The sequence below is a fragment of the Candidatus Methylacidiphilales bacterium genome (assembly GCA_025056655.1).
In the GTDB taxonomy this organism is placed as follows: domain Bacteria; phylum Verrucomicrobiota; class Verrucomicrobiia; order Methylacidiphilales; family JANWVL01; genus JANWVL01.
Genome location: JANWVL010000171.1, coordinates 1 through 15,468 on the forward strand (window position 1 = coordinate 1; position 15,468 = coordinate 15,468).

Below are 15,468 nucleotides of genomic sequence, written 5' to 3' on the forward strand. Positions count from 1 at the left end.
GAGGGCTTTTTGGTAGGCGGTGAGGGTGGCGCGGGCGCAGGCGGTCCAGGTGAATTTTTGGGCTTGGGCGAGGCCTTTTTGGCGGAGGGTGGCGGCGAGGTCGGGATTTTGAAGGATGCGGCAGATGCCTTCGGCGATGGCGCGCGGGTTGTAGGGGTCAACGAGGACGGCGGCGTCGCCTGCGATTTCGGGGATGGAGGTGGTGGCGGAGGAGACGACGGGACAGCCGCAGGCCATGGCTTCGAGGACGGGGAGGCCAAAGCCTTCGTAGAGGGAGGGATAGACGGTGACGGCGGCGTGTTGGTAGAGGTGGATGAGGTCGGATTCGGTGACGTAGCCGGTGAAGTCGACTTGGTCTTGGAGGCGGTGGGCGCGGACGGTGGCGAAGATGTCGTGGGCCATCCAGGCGACTTGGCCGACGATTTTGAGGCGGTGGGGGAGGGTGGTGGTTTGGCGGAGGTGGACGAAGGCTTGGAGGAGGCGGACGAGGTTTTTGCGTGGGTGGAGGTTGCCGACGTAGAGGATGTAGGGGGGGGAGGTGGGGTGCGGTGGTTGGGTGGTGGGTGGGGAGTTCTCAGAGGGGGGGTGAAAGGCGGGGTTGACGCCGTTGTAGGTGACGGTGATGTGGTGGGCTGGGATGGCCCAGTGGCGGATGAGTTCTTGCTTGGAGAATTCGGAGACGGTGAGGAGGTGGTGTGCGCGGCGGGCAGAGGCTCGGATGAGGTGGCGGTAGATGGGGAGGTGGTGTGGTGGGTAGCCTTGGGGGAAACTGACGTAGGAGAGGTCGTGGACCATGAGGATGACGGGGACGGGCATGGCGTAGAATCGGGTCCAGTAGATGGCGTGGTAGAGGTGGGGGCGGAGTTTTTCTAGGGTGCGTGGGATGGTGGCGAAGTTGCGGGTGATGAAGTTTCCGAGGGGGATTTCGTGCCAGTGGAAGAAGGGGTCGCGGGGCTGGGTGTAGTGTGAGGTGGTGAGGACGGTGATGCGCCATTGGTCGGGGGAGGCGACGGTTTTGAGGCCTTGGAGGAGGCCGCGGAGGTAGGTTTCGTTGCCGGTTTTGCGGCGTCCGAGGCAGCAGCCGTCTATGGTGATGTGGTAGGGGGGCATGGTGTGGTGGGATAGGTTATCGGTGTAAGAGGGCGAGGTCGAGCTTTGATGCGGGGTGTGGGGAGTGTGGGCAGTGGAGGCAGCGGAGAGCGAATGGATGTTTGGTGAGTTTGTTTAGGGTCGAGGGTCTCTTGGGCAGTGGTGATGGGGCAGTAGGTGTTAGAAGGCTGGCTGTAAAGGGTTAAGGCGGCCTTTTAGTGCAGAGGTTGAACTAGAGGGAGTCTAGGGGGGGAGAGGGAGGATCGGGCGGTGCTTTGCTGTGGCTTAGATAGTGGTGGGGGTTTTGGAGTTGAGGGAGAAGTAGCCCCAGGTGTTGAGGCGGCGTTCGCGTTTTTTGCGGCGGGCGCGTTCGGCTGGGCTTTCGTAGTTGCGGCGTGCGCGGGCTTCGCGGAGGGTGCCTTCGCGGTCGAGTTTGCGTTTGAGCCGTTTGAGGGCTTTGTCTACGGATTCTCCTTTTTTGAGTTTTACTTCTGACATTGGGTTAGTTGTTGGGTGTTGTTTTGGGATGGGGAGATGGGATGTTATTGGGTGGAGGTGTGGCGTCAAGTTTTTTGGTGGGTTTTTTTTCAGGGGCTTTGCTGAGGGCGTGGATTTCTTTTGGGGTGAGGAGTCGGTAGTGGCCTTTGGGGAGGCCTTTGAGGGTGATGGGGCCGAATTGGACGCGGATGAGGCGCTCGACTTCGTATCCGAGGCGGTAGAGCATGTGGCGGATTTGGCGGTTGAGGCCTTGTGTGAGGGTGATGCGGAGGGTGCGTGGGGAGAGGGGTTGGACGTGCTGGCATTGGGCGTAGCCGCCTGGGATGGGGAATCCGTGTGTGAGTTTTTTGGTGTGAGTGGGGTCGTAGGGGCGGTCGAGGGTGACGTGGTAGATTTTGGGGATTTTGTAGCGGGGATGGGTGAGGGTGTGGGCCCAGGCGCCGTCGTTGGTGATGAGGAGGAGGCCTTCGCTTTGTTTGTCGAGGCGGCCGACGTAGAAGGTGCGGGGCCAGTGGCGGGGGAGGAGTTGGTAGATGGTTTTTTCGGCGTGTTGTGGGGAGGCGGTGCAGGTGTAGCCTTTGGGTTTGTGGAGGATGGCGTAGATGGGGCGGGCTGGGGTGAGCGGGCGTCCGCGGTAGGTGACGGTGTCGGTGGGGTGGATTTGGGTGGCGAGGGAGCGGGTGATTTGGCCGTTGACGGCGATGAGGCCTTGGAGGATGAGGGTTTCGACGGCGCGGCGTGAGCCGAGGCCTGCTTGGGCGAGGAAGCGGTTGAGGCGGATGGGGGGCAAGGTTATTCGGGTTTAGTCTTGGGGAGGCCGATGACGGGTTGACCTTCTTTCCATTGGCCGCGTTTTTTCATGAGGTCGATGCGTTCGATGCGTTTGAGGACGTTGCGTTTGGCCATGGTGGCTGCTTTGGATCGTAGGCTGCGGTGTTGGGACATAGGGTGGATGGGGTTTTGGGGTTTTTGTTGATGGAGTTTTTTTGGGTGATGTGCACTCGGGGAGACTCGAACTCCCATGGGTTGCCCCACTAGCACCTCAAGCTAGCGCGTCTGCCATTTCGCCACGAGTGCGGTAGGGTGGTGTTTAACAGAGAGGGGTGTGTGGTCAAGAAAATCTGCGGTGGTGGAGGGGTGGGTTTGGACTTTTCTTGCGTGGGTGGTGTGGTAGGAGGTGTGGTATGGCGCGTGCGGCTGTTTTTCTGGATCGGGACGATACGTTGATTGTGAATGTGCCGTATCTTGGGGATCCGGAGGGGGTGGTGTTGTTGAATGGGGTGAGGGAAGGGTTGTGGCGGTTGAAGGGGGCGGGGTTGGCGTTGGTGGTGATAACGAATCAGTCGGGTGTGGGGCGGGGGTTGATCTCGGTGGAGCAGGTGGAGGCGGTGAATCGGCGGGTGATGGAGCTTGTGGGGGAGGGGGTGATCGAGCGTGTGTATAGTTGCTACGGGACGCCGGAGTGGGATCCTGAGGGGTGTCGGAAGCCTTCGCCGAGATTGGTGTGGCAGGCGGCGAGGGAGTTGGATTTGGATTTGGGGCGTTCGTTTTTTATTGGGGATAGGAGGAGCGATATGTTATGCGCGAGGAATGCTGGGGTGAAGGGGGTGTTGGTGTTGACGGGGAGGCATGATCCGGCGGAGGTGGAGCGCGCGAAGGGGGAGGCGGATTGGGTGGCAAGGGATTTTGCGGAGGCTGTGGGGTGGGTGATGGTTCGGTTGAAAGAGGCGATGGATGGGAGGATTTGAGTGAGGAAGAGGCGATGGGCGAGCGGATCGGGGTTGTAGGATGGCGACGGTATGGCGGTGGAGGTTAACGTGAATCTAGACTTCAGGTGCTGGAGCTGATGAGAATGGAGGGAGAGAGGGTGAAGGGTGGCGTGGAATGGGCGGGGGAAGTTAGTCGAGATCGATTTCGATTGATTCGCGAGGTGGGGGGATGATGACGTTGATGTGGGGGGCGGAGGTGTGGATGGATTGTTTGAGGTTTTGGAGGGCTGCGGGGTCGCCGTGGACGAGGATGCAGTGGCGGGGGTTAGTTTGGAGGATGTATTGAAGGAGGTCGTAGCCTTGTGCGTGAGCGGTGAGGTCGAAGTGCTCGACGGAACAGTGGACGGGGAGAGGCTCTTCTTCTTCATCGAGGGAGATTGAGGGGGGAGAGGCGGTGGAGGTGTTTACGGAGTGTAGGAGGCGGCCTGCGGGGGATTCGGGATCGCAATAGCCGATGAAGAAGATGGCGTGCCGGGGGTCGTTGAGGAAGTGGGGGGCGAGGAAGTTGGAGAGCGTCTTGGGGGTCATCATGCCGGAGGAAAGGAGGTAGATGGTGCGTGGGGCGGGGCGGAAATTATGAGCGGTGCGGCCATCGAGGAGGCGGGGTTGGATTTGGCGTTGGATGTGGAGATCGGGGTGGGCGCGCGGGGAGCGGTGGGCAAGACGGTCATAGATCTCGGTGAACGCTTTGCTGAGACCGCCGATGTAGATTGGTGTAGGGGGGAGCTGACCTTGTAGTTGGGCGTGGTAGAGCAGGGTAAGGGTCTCTTGGGTTTTTCCTAGGGCAAAGCATGGGATGAGAATGGAACCATCGCGCTCAAAGACTTCTCGGATGCGAGTGATGAAGTGGTTAATGATTTGTTCGCGATGGATGGTGGGGGCAGAGGTGTTTTCTCCGCGCGTAGCTTCGATGATCAGGAGGTCCCATCGGATGTGAGGAAGGCGAGCTGGGAACATGAGTGTCTGTGAAGAGAGATTGATGTCTCCGGTGTAGAGGACTTTTTTGTTTTGCACTGTGAACTCAATGGCCGTGGAGCCGAGGATGTGACCGGCATCGTGGAAGCGAAAGGTGCAAGTCTCTTTCGGGGTAGCAGGGTCGCCTTGAAGATCGTAATGACGGCCAAGGGAGCAAAGTTGCCAACGTTTAGAGATGCGTGTGATTTCTTTGTGGGTGTAGAGCGGGTATTCGGGGTGGACTGTGGTGCGTTGCTTGGACATGACCTCAACGGAATTGTGTAGAAGCGTCTCAGTGAGGCATGCGGTGGCTTCCGTCATGAAGACCGGGACGGATGTATGTTGGCGTTGATAGAGGGGAAGTGTGCCAGTGTGGTCGTGATGAGCGTGACTGATAAAAATGGATCGCAGTGGGGTAGAGTGGACGAGGTCGAGTAATGGGAGAGCATCATAGCCCTCGTTTTTTGGATGCATGCCTGCATCGAGAAGCACTGCGGAGTCTGGGGCAAGATGAAGGAGATAGCTGTTGGCACCGATTTCGTTGGCTTGTGTGAGGTTTGTGAATCGGAGCATGGGGTGAAGTTTTAACTTAGTAGTAAGAGTGACATGGGGCGCGCGACCCGGTGAGTAGATGGGAGGATTAGGCTTTAGGAATCGTGATACCGGTTTGTTTCATGTATTTTCCTTTGCGATCGGCATAGGAGACTTCACATACTTCTTGCGCTTTAAGAAAGAGGACTTGGGCTAGCCCTTCACCGGCGTAGATTTTGGCCGGCAGTGGAGTGGTATTGGAAATTTCAAGGGTGACGTGGCCTTCCCATTCTGGCTCAAATGGCGTGACGTTGACGATGATGCCGCAACGCGCGTATGTGGATTTGCCGATGCAAATAGTGATAACATCCCGTGGAATGCGGAAATATTCGACGCTGCGGGCTAGTGCGAATGAGTTTGGGGGGATGATGCAGGTGTCGGCGTGAATATCTACAAAGGAACGCTCGTCAAAAGCTTTAGGATCAACAAGCGCATTATACACGTTGGTAAAGACTTTAAATTCTTTTGCGACACGAAGATCGTAGCCGTAGCTTGAGAGGCCGTAACTAATCACGCGATGATTCTTGACGCGTGTGACGAGACGATCTTCAAACGGCTCTATCATTCCGTGGTGAAGCGCCATTTTACGGATCCAATGGTCAGGTTGGATTGCCATAGATGAAAAAGGGAGAGACCAGGGAATGTTTGAATAATTACGTTTGGGACTGGGCTTGGCGTGCGCGACGGAATGAACGGATACAGAGTATAAGAAAAATTAAACAGAGCAGACCCATGATCAGTTGCATGATGATGGCGTTCGGCCGTTGGGCCGTGCCGCTAATTAAATCAGGAAGTTTAGGGACGGCCATGAAGAGCACCAGTGATCCCAGTGAACTAATAACAGCAGATGCATGCATGAAGTGCTTAGACATGTCTGTAAACTTCATAGCTAATGCTCCTAAAATCAGAAGCAGCACCCCCGGGATTGTAGGAATCAGAGCACTGGTGCTACGGCTTTCAAGGAGATATTGACCAACCAATCCTGTCGCGATGAGAAGTAAACCAAAAAAGATTGAGAGTTTTGCCATGTCTGAAACTTGCAGCTTAAATTTTTCCAGGCAAGCTCGGCTTTATGTCGTCGGAAAAGATCCAGGCTCGGGTGATTTATAAAGGCCGGGTGCAAGGTGTTGGATTCCGTGCATCTGCCACCAAAATCGCCTGTGGATATGAAGTGACGGGGTGGGTTCGCAATCGAGAAGACGGCACGGTTGAGTTATTAGCAGAGGGCACTGCTGAAGAAGTGCATGCGTTCCTATCGGCAATCGAGACAAGCCATTTGAAATCATTTATTCGAGAATCCAATGTTCAATGGCATCCGCCAGAAAATATCTTTCACAGCTTTCGTATTGTGCCCTGATTACCAAACTTCAACAGGTCCTTTTGGAACGGGGATTGTCCTTCTTCCTGCATTAGCCAAGTTTTGAGAGGCTACCTCTGTTTTATCAGTAGAATCGGCATTATCCTCAACCAACGTATCTTCAAATTCGGCAGGCTTGTAGCGAGGCAACAACTCGCCGTTTTCATCCAGAAATTGAGAACGCCAAGCAATATATTCGCCAAGTATCTCTTCAAAATGCCGCCGAGAATGGAGCTGCACTATTGCTTTATTAAATACAGAACAAGGGCCAAATCGACGCGCATACCAAGGCCCAATCTTTCGAAACATTTTGCATCCTAATTCCTCCCCGAAAACTTCTACCATCAGATCTAAATGACGCCTCATCACACGCACTCGCTCTTCGAAGCTCACCTCAGGCCGAAGTTCACCGGATTTAATGTAATGCAACGTATCGAGAAAAATCCAAGGGTTGTAAAAGGCTCCCCGGCCGATACCGATTCCAGCGCAACCCGTCGCTTGCCACATTTTTTCTGCCAAGAGGGGGGTCGTCACATCGCCGTTTCCGATCACAGGTATCTCCGGCACCGCTTCAACCACTTGCCGGATGCCTGAAAGGTTCACTTTTCCGCCGAACCCTTGTGAACGAGTGCGACCATGGACGGTGATGGCTGCGATCCCTTCATCACGTAAGACACGAGCAAGGTCGGGAGCTGTGATATTATCCTCATCCCATCCGAGACGCATCTTTGCCGTGACGGGGATTTTGACCGCACGAATCATTTCGCGGACTATTTTCGCAGTGTGTTGATGTTCCCGCATCATGGCAGAACCTCCGCCGACTTGGCAGACTTTGCGGACGGGACATCCCATGTTGATGTCAACACTAAACGCTCCGGCATCCTCACAAATCCGTGCTGCCTCCGCCATTTCATGAGCTACCGATCCGAATAACTGGATCGCCAAAGGACGATCCTTTTCACAACTCCGGATCAATCGCAGAGCTTTGGGATTTCGTTCAATCAACGATCGCGCGTTCACGAGGTCAGTTGTGCACAATCCGACTCCACCGATTTCTCGGATCAAGATGCGAAAGGGCAAATTCGTGTAACCCGCAAGAGGCGATAAAACCAACGGTGAGGACAAGAGATGGCCTCCTATTTTCAATGTTGGGATTTTGTTTTGCACTTCACGCAGCATCACCACAAAGCTAACAAATCTCCATGCCAATGACCAGCAGACATGCCCTAGCAGTGCTTGCCTGGCTATCGGCGCTATTTTTAGGCTGCCGCCCAATGAGCATCCCTCCTCTACAACGGCCGAACTACCCGCCTCCGGAGGAATATCTTAAAAGTCCTTTTGCGACCGGCAAGCCAGGAGGACATTACATTCAAGTAATGATGAGCGAGCCGAACACATTTAACCCGCTCATCAGTGAAGACGCCGCTTCAAGCGCCGCAATGGCGCCGCTGCAAGGAACGTTACTACGTTACAATCCAATCATAGAGGATGTCGAACCGGGACTCGCGAAGGCATGGACGATTAGCCCTTGTCAAAAACGTTTTACATTTCATCTTCGCCGAGGCGTCCGCTGGAGCGATGGTGCTCCGTTTACTGCTGATGACGTGGTCTTCACCTTCCAAGCTCTTTACGATCCGCGTTATCCCAATCGCAAATCCACAGAATTTAAGATTAACGGTGAACCCTTCATTATCGAGAAACACGATGATTATACGCTCACCATTATCACACCTGATATATTCGCTCCATTTTTGCTCTACGTGGGAGCGGGTCTAGAAATCTTGCCCAAACACAAACTCGAAGCCGCTTACCAAGACGGCACGCTTCTGAAGACATGGACAGTCGCCACCGCCCAAGAGCATCCGGAAGAGCTCGTCAGCCTCGGGATGTTTCGCCTCGCTTCATATCGTCCCGGTGAACGCATGATTTATGAGGCCAATCCTCATTTCTGGATGCTAGATGAAGAAGGCACTCGCCTCCCTTACATAGACCGCATGATCGTGCGCTTCGTCAAGGATGCTACGGCGGCAGCTGTAGCGTTTGCAACAGGACAGACCGACTCCGCAGGCATTACCCCGGACAACATCGAATGGATACGAAAAAATGAAAAGGTGCACCAATACACCATTTACGACCGCGGTCCTTCGACTGCAAGCAGCTTCATTTGGTTTAATCAAAACCCTGGCACCAATGCGGAAGGACGACCGTTTGTCGATCCCATAAAACGCAGATGGTTTGCTGACCAACGTTTCCGTCAAGCCATTTCATACGGGATCAACCGCCAAGGCATCGTCGAAGGCGTGCTCTTCGGTCGAGGGGCGCCACTTTGGGGGCCTGAGAGTCCTAGCAACCGAAAATGGTATAACCCCAACGTCCGTCAATACCCCTACGATCCTGCCCGCTCACGGGAATTACTGAAAGAAGCCGGTTTCACGTGGAATAGTGCAGGCGAGCTTGTTGACTCAGCCGGCCATCGTGTGGCTTTTACATTGATCACAAATCAAGAAAATCCGATACGCCAAGCGATGGCTACCGTCTTTAAAGAAAACATGCGCCATCTCGGCATAGATGTCCGCCTTCAATTCATGGACTTTGGGAGTCTCGTCAATAAAATCTCAGAGACTTACGATTATGAGGCAGGCCTTCTAGGCTTTACAGGTGGTGGCGATCCGCACGGCGGCATGTCTATCTATCACAGCTCTGGCCGTCTCCATCAATGGCATCCCAATCAAAAATCACCTGCGACCGATTGGGAAAAACGCATAGACTGGCTGATGGAAGCACAGTTAAAAACCCTTGATCAAGCTCAGCGAAAAGCTTACTACGATGAAGTGCAGCTCATCATGAGCGAACAGCTCCCTTTTATTTACTTGGTTACGCCAAATACTTATTTCGGCATCAAAAATCGTTGGGCCAACGTCCAACTGCCCCCGAGCACGGGCAGCCCTGAATGGAACCTCGAGGCCTTTTATCTCACGCCGTAGTTATCTGCCGCTGCCTTGCAACCTCATAAAGAGCGACCGCTACAGCGTTCGCAACGTTGATTGAAGTCATATTACCACTCATCGGAATATAAGCTTTACCATCCACTGCGCAGAGAACGTCTTTCTTCACGCCTCCGACTTCTTGACCAAAAAACAAACAGACGTCTTTGTGCGCACTGAGTTGCCATAAGGGTTGAGCGTCCGGTGTAATCTCTACGGCAATGCTTTTCATTTCACAGCTGCGCATCCATGCGGCTGCCTGGACGAGATCAACGCCTTCGATTATTTTCAGAGCAAAAACTCCACCCATTGAGCAACGCACGGCACGGCGCAGCCATGGGCTACTGCTCCCCTTCCCCACCAATAGTCCTTGTGCACCTAGAGCTGCGGCGTTGCGCACGACGACTCCGACGTTTTCTGCATTTGTCAATCCATCAATTGCTATCCATAACCTAGGCCGTGTGGTGTTTTCCCAAAGCTCCTGAAGGCTGATTGCTCGCGGGACACAAGCTAAGGCCATCACTCCTTGATACAGTGGGAATCCCACCATCTGCTCTAGTTGTGGCTTCGGAGCAGCATAGATCTTTATGTGAGTGTAGCCATAAAGCCGAGTCAACGCCTCGATTTCCGGCACAGCATCCAGAGGGACTAAGAGCGACTTCACCTCAAGCTGTGCAGCCATAAGCCGTTCGACGACCTTGATCCCCTCTGCCACAAATTCGCCACGCTCGCGCATTTCACGAGGACGTCGCATCCAGAGATAAGGCTCGATGCGTTTATCTTTGAGGTCTGAAAGCAAAATAACTTCAGGCATCTTCTCCCATCCTCATGCATCTGCATTTCGCGACAAGCAAAAACAAAATCCACCGTTGAATCCTTGCCGTAAATCGCCTAACACCGTTATCCGCTCATGAACGCGAGTTCTCATCCCGATTCTATTGTATCACTGCTGGAACAAGCCAAACGACACGGTTTCTCCGATCGGCAGCTTTCTCAAATTTGGCAGCTCCCCGAAGAGACAATCCGCGCAGCTCGCTACCGTCTCGGCATCATCCCAGCCTACCGCCTTGTAGACACTTGCGCCGCTGAATTTGAAGCTGCTACGCCCTATTACTACTCCAGCTATGATCGGGATGTAGACGAGGTAAAGGTAACCGATCGGCCTAAAATCGTAATTCTCGGCGGTGGCCCTAATCGCATCGGGCAAGGCATTGAGTTCGATTATTGCTGTGTGCACGCTGCGTTTGCCTTACGCGAGCTGGGCTACGAGACGATCATGGTGAACTCAAATCCTGAAACGGTCTCAACCGATTACGATACGAGCGACAAGCTTTTCTTCGAGCCTCTCACGCTTGAGGACGTTCTTCACATCATTAAACACGAACAGCCTAAAGGCGTGATCGTGCAATTTGGAGGGCAGACGCCGCTGAATCTTGCTGCTGGATTACGCGAGGCTAGCGTGCCGATTATAGGGACTTCCGTTGAGAGTATTGAGCGAGCAGAAGATCGTCGTCTCTTCGCAGAGATGCTGGACAAACTTGGATTAAATCAGCCCCCAAACGGCACAGCGACTTGCGAGGAGGAAGCCATTTCGGTGGCACAACGAATCGGTTATCCGGTCCTCGTTCGTCCCTCCTTTGTGCTGGGAGGACGTGCTATGCAGATTGTTTATCATCCCGATGATCTTCGCCATTACATGCGGAATGCGATCTCCGTCTCCCCTGATAGGCCGGTTTTAATCGATCGATTTTTGGAAGAGGCGATCGAAGTCGATGTGGATTGCATAGCAGATGGTGAAATTTCAGTGATAGGGGCAATTATGCAACACATTGAACAAGCTGGCGTTCACTCTGGAGACAGCGCATGCGTGATCCCAGCGCCCACGTTGTCAAAGGCGATGAAAAACAAAATCCGAGAGGCGACTCATGCGATGGCAAAGGAGCTGAATGTAGTTGGACTGATGAATGTGCAGTTTGCAATTCAAGGAGAGACGCTTTATGTGCTCGAGGTAAATCCACGTGCTTCACGGACTGTCCCTTTTGTAAGCAAGGCGATAGGTGTGCCGTTGGCAAAACTGGCCGCAAAGATCATGGTCGGCCACACCTTGAAGGACTTAGGTTTCACAGAGGAAATCGAACCCTCACACTACTCGGTAAAAGAAGCGGTCTTTCCATTTTCACGATTCCCAGGGGTGGATATTCTTCTCGGGCCGGAGATGAAATCCACAGGCGAGGTAATGGGGATTGATACCGATCTTGGTATCGCCTACGCCAAAGCACAGATGGCAGCTTCGCCTGCCCTGCCGACCTCGGGGCGTGTATTTATCAGCGTCCGAGATGAGGATAAACCGCACATTATTTCTGTGGCACAATCCCTACATGAGTCGGGCTTGAAAATCCTAGCGACCAATGGCACTGCACAAGCCCTTCAGCAAGCAGGAGTGCCCTGTGAAAGCGTCTATAAGCTCACCGAGGGACGCCCCAATGTGCTGGATCGTTTGAAAAATGGTGAAATTCATTTGATCATCAACACTCCAGCCGGAAAAACGGCACGGGAAGATGAAGTGAAAATTCGCACCACAGCGCTGCAATGCAAAGTGCCCGTGATGACTACCGTAGCTGCAGCTCGAGCGAGTGCTGAAGCTATTAGATCGATGCGTTCACGACCTATTCAAATTCGAGCCTTGCAAGAATATCACCCATCTGAAACAAAAATAAAGTAAAGCCGCTTGCTCTGAGATTCTTTAGGTTTACTCTAACTTACCAGGAATATGATCCTCCAGCCCGCTCAAATCCACGAATCACCGATCAAGCTCGAAGCCACGCTCCCCCCTTCTGCCCTAGATCTAAACGATGCCCTTGCCCGAGCCACACATCCGTTAGAAGTTTACTTGATCGCTCAACGTGTGACCCCCGATCAGATTATCGTTCGTGGCACATTAAAAACCACCCTCACACTTATCTGTGGCCGCTGCGGTCTTCCTATGCCTTGGCCTGTAAACGTCTCCCGGTTTACCTACACTATTTATGCGCCGTTTCCTCAGGCCGTGGACTTGACACCTCAGCTACGCGAAGATATTCTCATCGAAATTCCTCATATTGCTCAGTGTAAGCTTGGTCCTGATTACGTTTGCCCATACATGGGAGAAAGATATCCGCCAAGACCTGAAAACAATGAGCCAATAGGAGGCCAGGATAACTGGAAAGCCCTTGATCAACTCATAAATCTCAAAGATAAGGAATAAAACTATGGGAGTCCCCAAACGTAAAACATCCAAAGCCCGCATCCGCTCACGCAAAGCCGCCAACGCATGGCGACCGCCACAGTTAGCCATAGATAAGAAAACTGGAGAGGTCATCCTCTCGCACACCGTCAATCCCAAGACCGGTCAATACAAAGGTCGTCAAGTTCTCTCTATTACAGCTGAGGGTTGAGCAGGATCACACGGCATCCCACCCATGAAAATCGCCTTAGATGCTATGGGGGGTGATTTTGCACCCCAGCACCCCATCGCAGGAGCAATCATGGCTCTGGATGCGTATGACGACCTTGAGCTCATTCTCACCGGGCCTGAAGATCTCATACAAAAAGAACTCGATCGCCAGCCTCATCATCAATTTCACCGGATTGAGATTGTCCATACGACTCAAGTGATCGGGATGGACGAGTCCCCCATCCAAGCTATTCGGAAAAAACGCGACTCATCACTCACAAGAGCAATTGAACTAGTCGATAACGGACGCGCCCAAGCCGTCGTCTCTGCTGGGAATACTGGTGCCTTATTCTCTGCTGCCCACATTAAACTTCGCACACTACCCGGGGTAGATCGTCCTGGATTGGCCTGCGTGCTACCAGGACGAGACAAGCGTTTCATCCTGATAGATGCAGGAGCCAATCTCGAAGCCCGTCCGGAACACCTCTTCACATATGCCCTAATGGGAAGCCTCTACGCCCGCGAAATCCTCGGCATCCGCAATCCAAGGATCGGCCTTTTCTCCATCGGCACAGAAGACATAAAAGGGAACGAATTAACCCTTGAAACCCACCGACTCCTGAAAAACTCCAGCCTCAACTTTATCGGCAACCTTGACGGTCATGAAATTTTCTCTGATCGCTGCGACGTGCTCATTGCCGATGCCTTCGTTGGCAATGCCTTACTCAAAACAGCCGAAAGCACTTTCCGAGCCGTAGGCTACTGGCTCAAACAATCCATCCAAAAAAAATTCATTTACAAACTCGGCGCCTTCCTCGCCCGCGGTGCATTTCGCGACCTAAAACTACGTGCTGACCCTGATGTCTTTGGCGGCGCTATTCTTTTAGGCATCGATGGCCTTGTCCTAAAAGCCCACGGCTCCGCTTCCCCACTGGCTATTAAAAATACGATCCGTCTAGCCATGGATTTCGTCAGTGACCACTTTAACGACCACATCGTCGAAGAAATTTCCAAGCTAAAAAAAGAATCGGCGGACAACACAACGCTCGAAGCAGAGTTCAAACTCCAATCCGAATGACCTAATTTTCTTATAATAAAAAATATAATTTCTTGCGCAAGAATTCGATTTTCCATACACTTCAAGCATATGCACAAAACAATCTATGGGGCGTTGCTAGCAACCTTGGCGCTCATATTACCCATGCATGCAGAATTTAACCCCCTAGACAATGTCAAGGCCGGCGCCACTTTACTCTTTGACGTTAAAACACGAAGTATCCTCTACGCGAGAAACATCCACACCCCGTTCCCGCCCGCCAGCACAACAAAAATCATGACCGCCCTCGTAGCATACGAAGCCAACCGCGGCCTTCATGGAAACGTCACTATCACAAAAGCCGACACCCAGGTGGTTCCAACATACATTCCACTAATAGCAGGAGAGACAGTCCCTCTTCGCACTCTCGTCCGCGCCCTGCTTATCAGTTCCAGTAACGATGCTGCACTAGCAATCGCTCGCCACATTGCAGGTAGCGTCCCTGCATTCGTAAATATGATGAATCAGAAGGCTCGTCAAATTGGCTGCTCACGCACGCACTTTGTTAATCCACACGGCCTTCATGCAGAAGGGCAAGTGACCACAGCATCAGACCTACTCATTATATTCCAGCATGCCTTGCGTTACCCTGAGCTTAGAGAAATAATGACCACCAATGGTTTTTATCTACAAACTCGGGCCGGACGACGCTACATGAAAAACCACAACTTACTTCTCGGTCGCTACTATGGCATGGGCCCAGCCAAGACCGGCTGGACTCGCGCCTCTCGCCATACCTACGCCGCTTCAGCAACACGGTCAGGACGCGAACTTCACCTGATTATCCTCTATAGCCCCAATAAATGGCATGATGCACAAGAGCTTTTTGACTTTGGCTTCTTCCGCACTTTAGGCACCTCAGTTCCACAATATACCTACTACAATCAATATGCGCGCCCACACACGGCCGCATATACACGTCGCCCCTCGACAGAATCTCTAGCACCTAACAGGCCCTCCATGGCTCAGCAAAAAATCAAAATCGAAGTCTTGCCTTGATCCCATTCATGGCTTTTTACCTCACACCTAGACAACAAGCCATCATCCTGATTTTCTCACTAATTCTAATCATCGGAAATATCGTCTATCGGCTGCGATCTCCTTCCCCAGCACAAAAAAATTCTCTAAAAAACGTATTCACAAATCCAAAAATTTTTATCTAAAAATATCCGCTGCTATGGCCAAGGAAAAATTCGAAGAAATCATTGACCAAATCTGCCAGAAAGACCAACGTTACTGCCGTGAGACATACTCCTTTGTCCGCGAGGGTCTAGACTATACTCTCAAAACATTAAAAAAACAAAATGGTTCAAACGCCCGTCGTCACGTCACTGGTCAAGAGCTCCTCATCGGACTCCGCGAATACGCTCTCAAGGAGTTTGGTCCTATGACCAAAACGGTGCTGAACGAATGGGGCATACGCAGTTGCGAAGACTTTGGAGAAGTGGTTTTCAACCTCGTCGATAGCGGCATCCTCGGAAAAACCGAGCACGACAGTCGTAACGACTTCAAAAATGGATACAACTTCGATGAGGCGTTCGTTCACCCGTTCCGACCGAAAGAACCTCTACCTTTACTCAACTCTCCGGCCCCAGAAAAAAAGCGATCTCCGCGTGCAATCAGACGCAAAAAAAATTCAAAGAAACAACCTGCGGATTAATCGCACTCCTTCTCTTTCCGGTATCTCCTTCAATTGC

19 protein-coding genes and 1 tRNA gene are annotated in these 15,468 nt (G+C 52.7%); 10 read left to right on the forward strand and 10 right to left on the reverse strand.

Annotated features, from left to right (window positions below; genetic code table 11):
• The 5 genes from NZM04_10895 to NZM04_10915 all read right to left on the reverse strand — a co-directional run.
• A partial coding sequence (locus tag NZM04_10895) for a glycosyltransferase family 4 protein (GenBank protein MCS7064522.1) occupies positions 1 to 1,110 on the reverse strand: 1,110 nt, incomplete at its 3' end.
• Positions 1,111 to 1,374: 264 nt separating this feature from the next.
• Positions 1,375 to 1,587: a 30S ribosomal protein S21 gene (gene rpsU / locus NZM04_10900; GenBank protein MCS7064523.1), complete on the reverse strand. Its 213-nt coding sequence runs from the start codon at positions 1,585 to 1,587 to the stop codon at positions 1,375 to 1,377.
• A 4-nt stretch (positions 1,588 to 1,591) separates the two neighbouring features.
• Positions 1,592 to 2,377, reverse strand: a complete 786-nt coding sequence (locus NZM04_10905; protein MCS7064524.1) for an rRNA pseudouridine synthase — start codon at positions 2,375 to 2,377, stop codon at positions 1,592 to 1,594.
• A 2-nt stretch (positions 2,378 to 2,379) separates the two neighbouring features.
• On the reverse strand, positions 2,380 to 2,610 hold the full coding sequence (locus tag NZM04_10910) for a small basic protein (GenBank protein MCS7064525.1): 231 nt from the start codon (positions 2,608 to 2,610) through the stop codon (positions 2,380 to 2,382).
• Positions 2,584 to 2,664: transfer RNA gene (locus tag NZM04_10915), tRNA-Leu, on the reverse strand. The genes NZM04_10910 and NZM04_10915 overlap by 27 nt, the downstream gene beginning before the upstream one ends.
• A gap of 107 nt (positions 2,665 to 2,771) precedes the next feature.
• On the opposite strand from NZM04_10915, the gene NZM04_10920 reads away from it, so the two are divergent.
• Positions 2,772 to 3,335 (forward strand): HAD family hydrolase, encoded by a 564-nt coding sequence (locus tag NZM04_10920; protein ID MCS7064526.1) that lies wholly within the window; start codon positions 2,772 to 2,774, stop codon positions 3,333 to 3,335.
• A 150-nt stretch (positions 3,336 to 3,485) separates the two neighbouring features.
• Here the strand turns inward: NZM04_10920 and NZM04_10925 are convergent, their stop codons facing one another.
• The 3 genes from NZM04_10925 to NZM04_10935 form a co-directional block, all read right to left on the reverse strand.
• On the reverse strand, positions 3,486 to 4,883 hold the full coding sequence (locus tag NZM04_10925; protein MCS7064527.1) for an MBL fold metallo-hydrolase: 1,398 nt from the start codon (positions 4,881 to 4,883) through the stop codon (positions 3,486 to 3,488).
• Positions 4,884 to 4,950: 67 nt separating this feature from the next.
• Positions 4,951 to 5,517, reverse strand: coding sequence for a dCTP deaminase (gene dcd / locus NZM04_10930; GenBank protein ID MCS7064528.1), 567 nt, complete (start codon positions 5,515 to 5,517; stop codon positions 4,951 to 4,953).
• Positions 5,518 to 5,554: 37 nt separating this feature from the next.
• Positions 5,555 to 5,929, reverse strand: a complete 375-nt coding sequence (locus tag NZM04_10935; GenBank protein MCS7064529.1) for a hypothetical protein — start codon at positions 5,927 to 5,929, stop codon at positions 5,555 to 5,557.
• 44 nt (positions 5,930 to 5,973) lie between these two features.
• Here NZM04_10935 and NZM04_10940 point away from each other — a divergent pair, with 44 nt between their 5' ends.
• Positions 5,974 to 6,258, forward strand: coding sequence for an acylphosphatase (locus NZM04_10940; protein MCS7064530.1), 285 nt, complete (start codon positions 5,974 to 5,976; stop codon positions 6,256 to 6,258).
• On the opposite strand, the gene dusB is transcribed toward NZM04_10940, so the two are convergent.
• Positions 6,259 to 7,437: a tRNA dihydrouridine synthase DusB gene (gene dusB, locus NZM04_10945; GenBank protein MCS7064531.1), complete on the reverse strand. Its 1,179-nt coding sequence runs from the start codon at positions 7,435 to 7,437 to the stop codon at positions 6,259 to 6,261.
• A gap of 23 nt (positions 7,438 to 7,460) precedes the next feature.
• Between dusB and NZM04_10950 the strand changes: the two genes are divergently transcribed.
• Positions 7,461 to 9,242 carry an ABC transporter substrate-binding protein gene (locus NZM04_10950; GenBank protein MCS7064532.1) on the forward strand — a complete coding sequence of 594 codons (1,782 nt, stop codon included), beginning with the start codon at positions 7,461 to 7,463 and terminating at the stop codon, positions 9,240 to 9,242.
• Here the strand turns inward: NZM04_10950 and NZM04_10955 are convergent.
• Positions 9,232 to 10,056 carry an RNA methyltransferase gene (locus NZM04_10955; GenBank protein ID MCS7064533.1) on the reverse strand — a complete coding sequence of 275 codons (825 nt, stop codon included), beginning with the start codon at positions 10,054 to 10,056 and terminating at the stop codon, positions 9,232 to 9,234. The two genes, NZM04_10950 and NZM04_10955, sit on opposite strands and share 11 nt — an antisense overlap.
• 96 nt (positions 10,057 to 10,152) lie before the next feature.
• Between NZM04_10955 and carB the strand changes: the two genes are divergently transcribed.
• From carB to NZM04_10990, 7 genes are all read left to right on the forward strand, one after another.
• Entirely contained in the window at positions 10,153 to 11,964 is a 1,812-nt protein-coding gene (gene carB, locus NZM04_10960) for a carbamoyl-phosphate synthase large subunit (GenBank protein MCS7064534.1), read from the forward strand.
• Positions 11,965 to 12,012: 48 nt separating this feature from the next.
• Complete coding sequence (locus NZM04_10965) at positions 12,013 to 12,486, forward strand: hypothetical protein (protein MCS7064535.1); 474 nt, start codon at positions 12,013 to 12,015, stop codon at positions 12,484 to 12,486.
• A 4-nt stretch (positions 12,487 to 12,490) separates the two neighbouring features.
• A complete protein-coding gene (rpmF, locus tag NZM04_10970; GenBank protein ID MCS7064536.1) occupies positions 12,491 to 12,676 on the forward strand; it encodes a 50S ribosomal protein L32 in 186 nt (61 codons plus the stop codon).
• Between the two features lie 24 nt (positions 12,677 to 12,700).
• Positions 12,701 to 13,753, forward strand: coding sequence for a phosphate acyltransferase PlsX (gene plsX, locus NZM04_10975; GenBank protein MCS7064537.1), 1,053 nt, complete (start codon positions 12,701 to 12,703; stop codon positions 13,751 to 13,753).
• 69 nt (positions 13,754 to 13,822) lie between these two features.
• Complete coding sequence (locus tag NZM04_10980; GenBank protein MCS7064538.1) at positions 13,823 to 14,770, forward strand: D-alanyl-D-alanine carboxypeptidase; 948 nt, start codon at positions 13,823 to 13,825, stop codon at positions 14,768 to 14,770.
• 8 nt (positions 14,771 to 14,778) lie between these two features.
• A complete protein-coding gene (locus NZM04_10985) occupies positions 14,779 to 14,934 on the forward strand; it encodes a hypothetical protein (protein MCS7064539.1) in 156 nt (51 codons plus the stop codon).
• 14 nt (positions 14,935 to 14,948) lie between these two features.
• Complete coding sequence (locus tag NZM04_10990) at positions 14,949 to 15,431, forward strand: hypothetical protein (protein MCS7064540.1); 483 nt, start codon at positions 14,949 to 14,951, stop codon at positions 15,429 to 15,431.
• The last annotated feature ends 37 nt before the right edge of the window (positions 15,432 to 15,468 follow it).

Excerpts from the sequence above, each read along its gene's own strand:
- rpsU (MCS7064523.1), bottom strand. The coding sequence starts at position 1,587 with ATGTCAGAAGTAAAACTCAAAAAAGGAGAATCCGTAGACAAAGCCCTC.
- NZM04_10910 (MCS7064525.1), bottom strand. The coding sequence starts at position 2,610 with ATGGGAGTTCGAGTCTCCCCGAGTGCACATCACCCAAAAAAACTCCAT.
- NZM04_10920 (MCS7064526.1), top strand. The coding sequence starts at position 2,772 with ATGGCGCGTGCGGCTGTTTTTCTGGATCGGGACGATACGTTGATTGTG.
- NZM04_10925 (MCS7064527.1), bottom strand. The coding sequence starts at position 4,883 with ATGCTCCGATTCACAAACCTCACACAAGCCAACGAAATCGGTGCCAAC.
- dcd (MCS7064528.1), bottom strand. The coding sequence starts at position 5,517 with ATGGCAATCCAACCTGACCATTGGATCCGTAAAATGGCGCTTCACCAC.
- NZM04_10935 (MCS7064529.1), bottom strand. The coding sequence starts at position 5,929 with ATGGCAAAACTCTCAATCTTTTTTGGTTTACTTCTCATCGCGACAGGA.
- NZM04_10940 (MCS7064530.1), top strand. The coding sequence starts at position 5,974 with ATGTCGTCGGAAAAGATCCAGGCTCGGGTGATTTATAAAGGCCGGGTG.
- dusB (MCS7064531.1), bottom strand. The coding sequence starts at position 7,437 with ATGCTGCGTGAAGTGCAAAACAAAATCCCAACATTGAAAATAGGAGGC.
- NZM04_10950 (MCS7064532.1), top strand. The coding sequence starts at position 7,461 with ATGCCAATGACCAGCAGACATGCCCTAGCAGTGCTTGCCTGGCTATCG.
- NZM04_10955 (MCS7064533.1), bottom strand. The coding sequence starts at position 10,056 with ATGCCTGAAGTTATTTTGCTTTCAGACCTCAAAGATAAACGCATCGAG.
- carB (MCS7064534.1), top strand. The coding sequence starts at position 10,153 with ATGAACGCGAGTTCTCATCCCGATTCTATTGTATCACTGCTGGAACAA.
- NZM04_10965 (MCS7064535.1), top strand. The coding sequence starts at position 12,013 with ATGATCCTCCAGCCCGCTCAAATCCACGAATCACCGATCAAGCTCGAA.
- rpmF (MCS7064536.1), top strand. The coding sequence starts at position 12,491 with ATGGGAGTCCCCAAACGTAAAACATCCAAAGCCCGCATCCGCTCACGC.
- plsX (MCS7064537.1), top strand. The coding sequence starts at position 12,701 with ATGAAAATCGCCTTAGATGCTATGGGGGGTGATTTTGCACCCCAGCAC.
- NZM04_10980 (MCS7064538.1), top strand. The coding sequence starts at position 13,823 with ATGCACAAAACAATCTATGGGGCGTTGCTAGCAACCTTGGCGCTCATA.
- NZM04_10985 (MCS7064539.1), top strand. The coding sequence starts at position 14,779 with ATGGCTTTTTACCTCACACCTAGACAACAAGCCATCATCCTGATTTTC.
- NZM04_10990 (MCS7064540.1), top strand. The coding sequence starts at position 14,949 with ATGGCCAAGGAAAAATTCGAAGAAATCATTGACCAAATCTGCCAGAAA.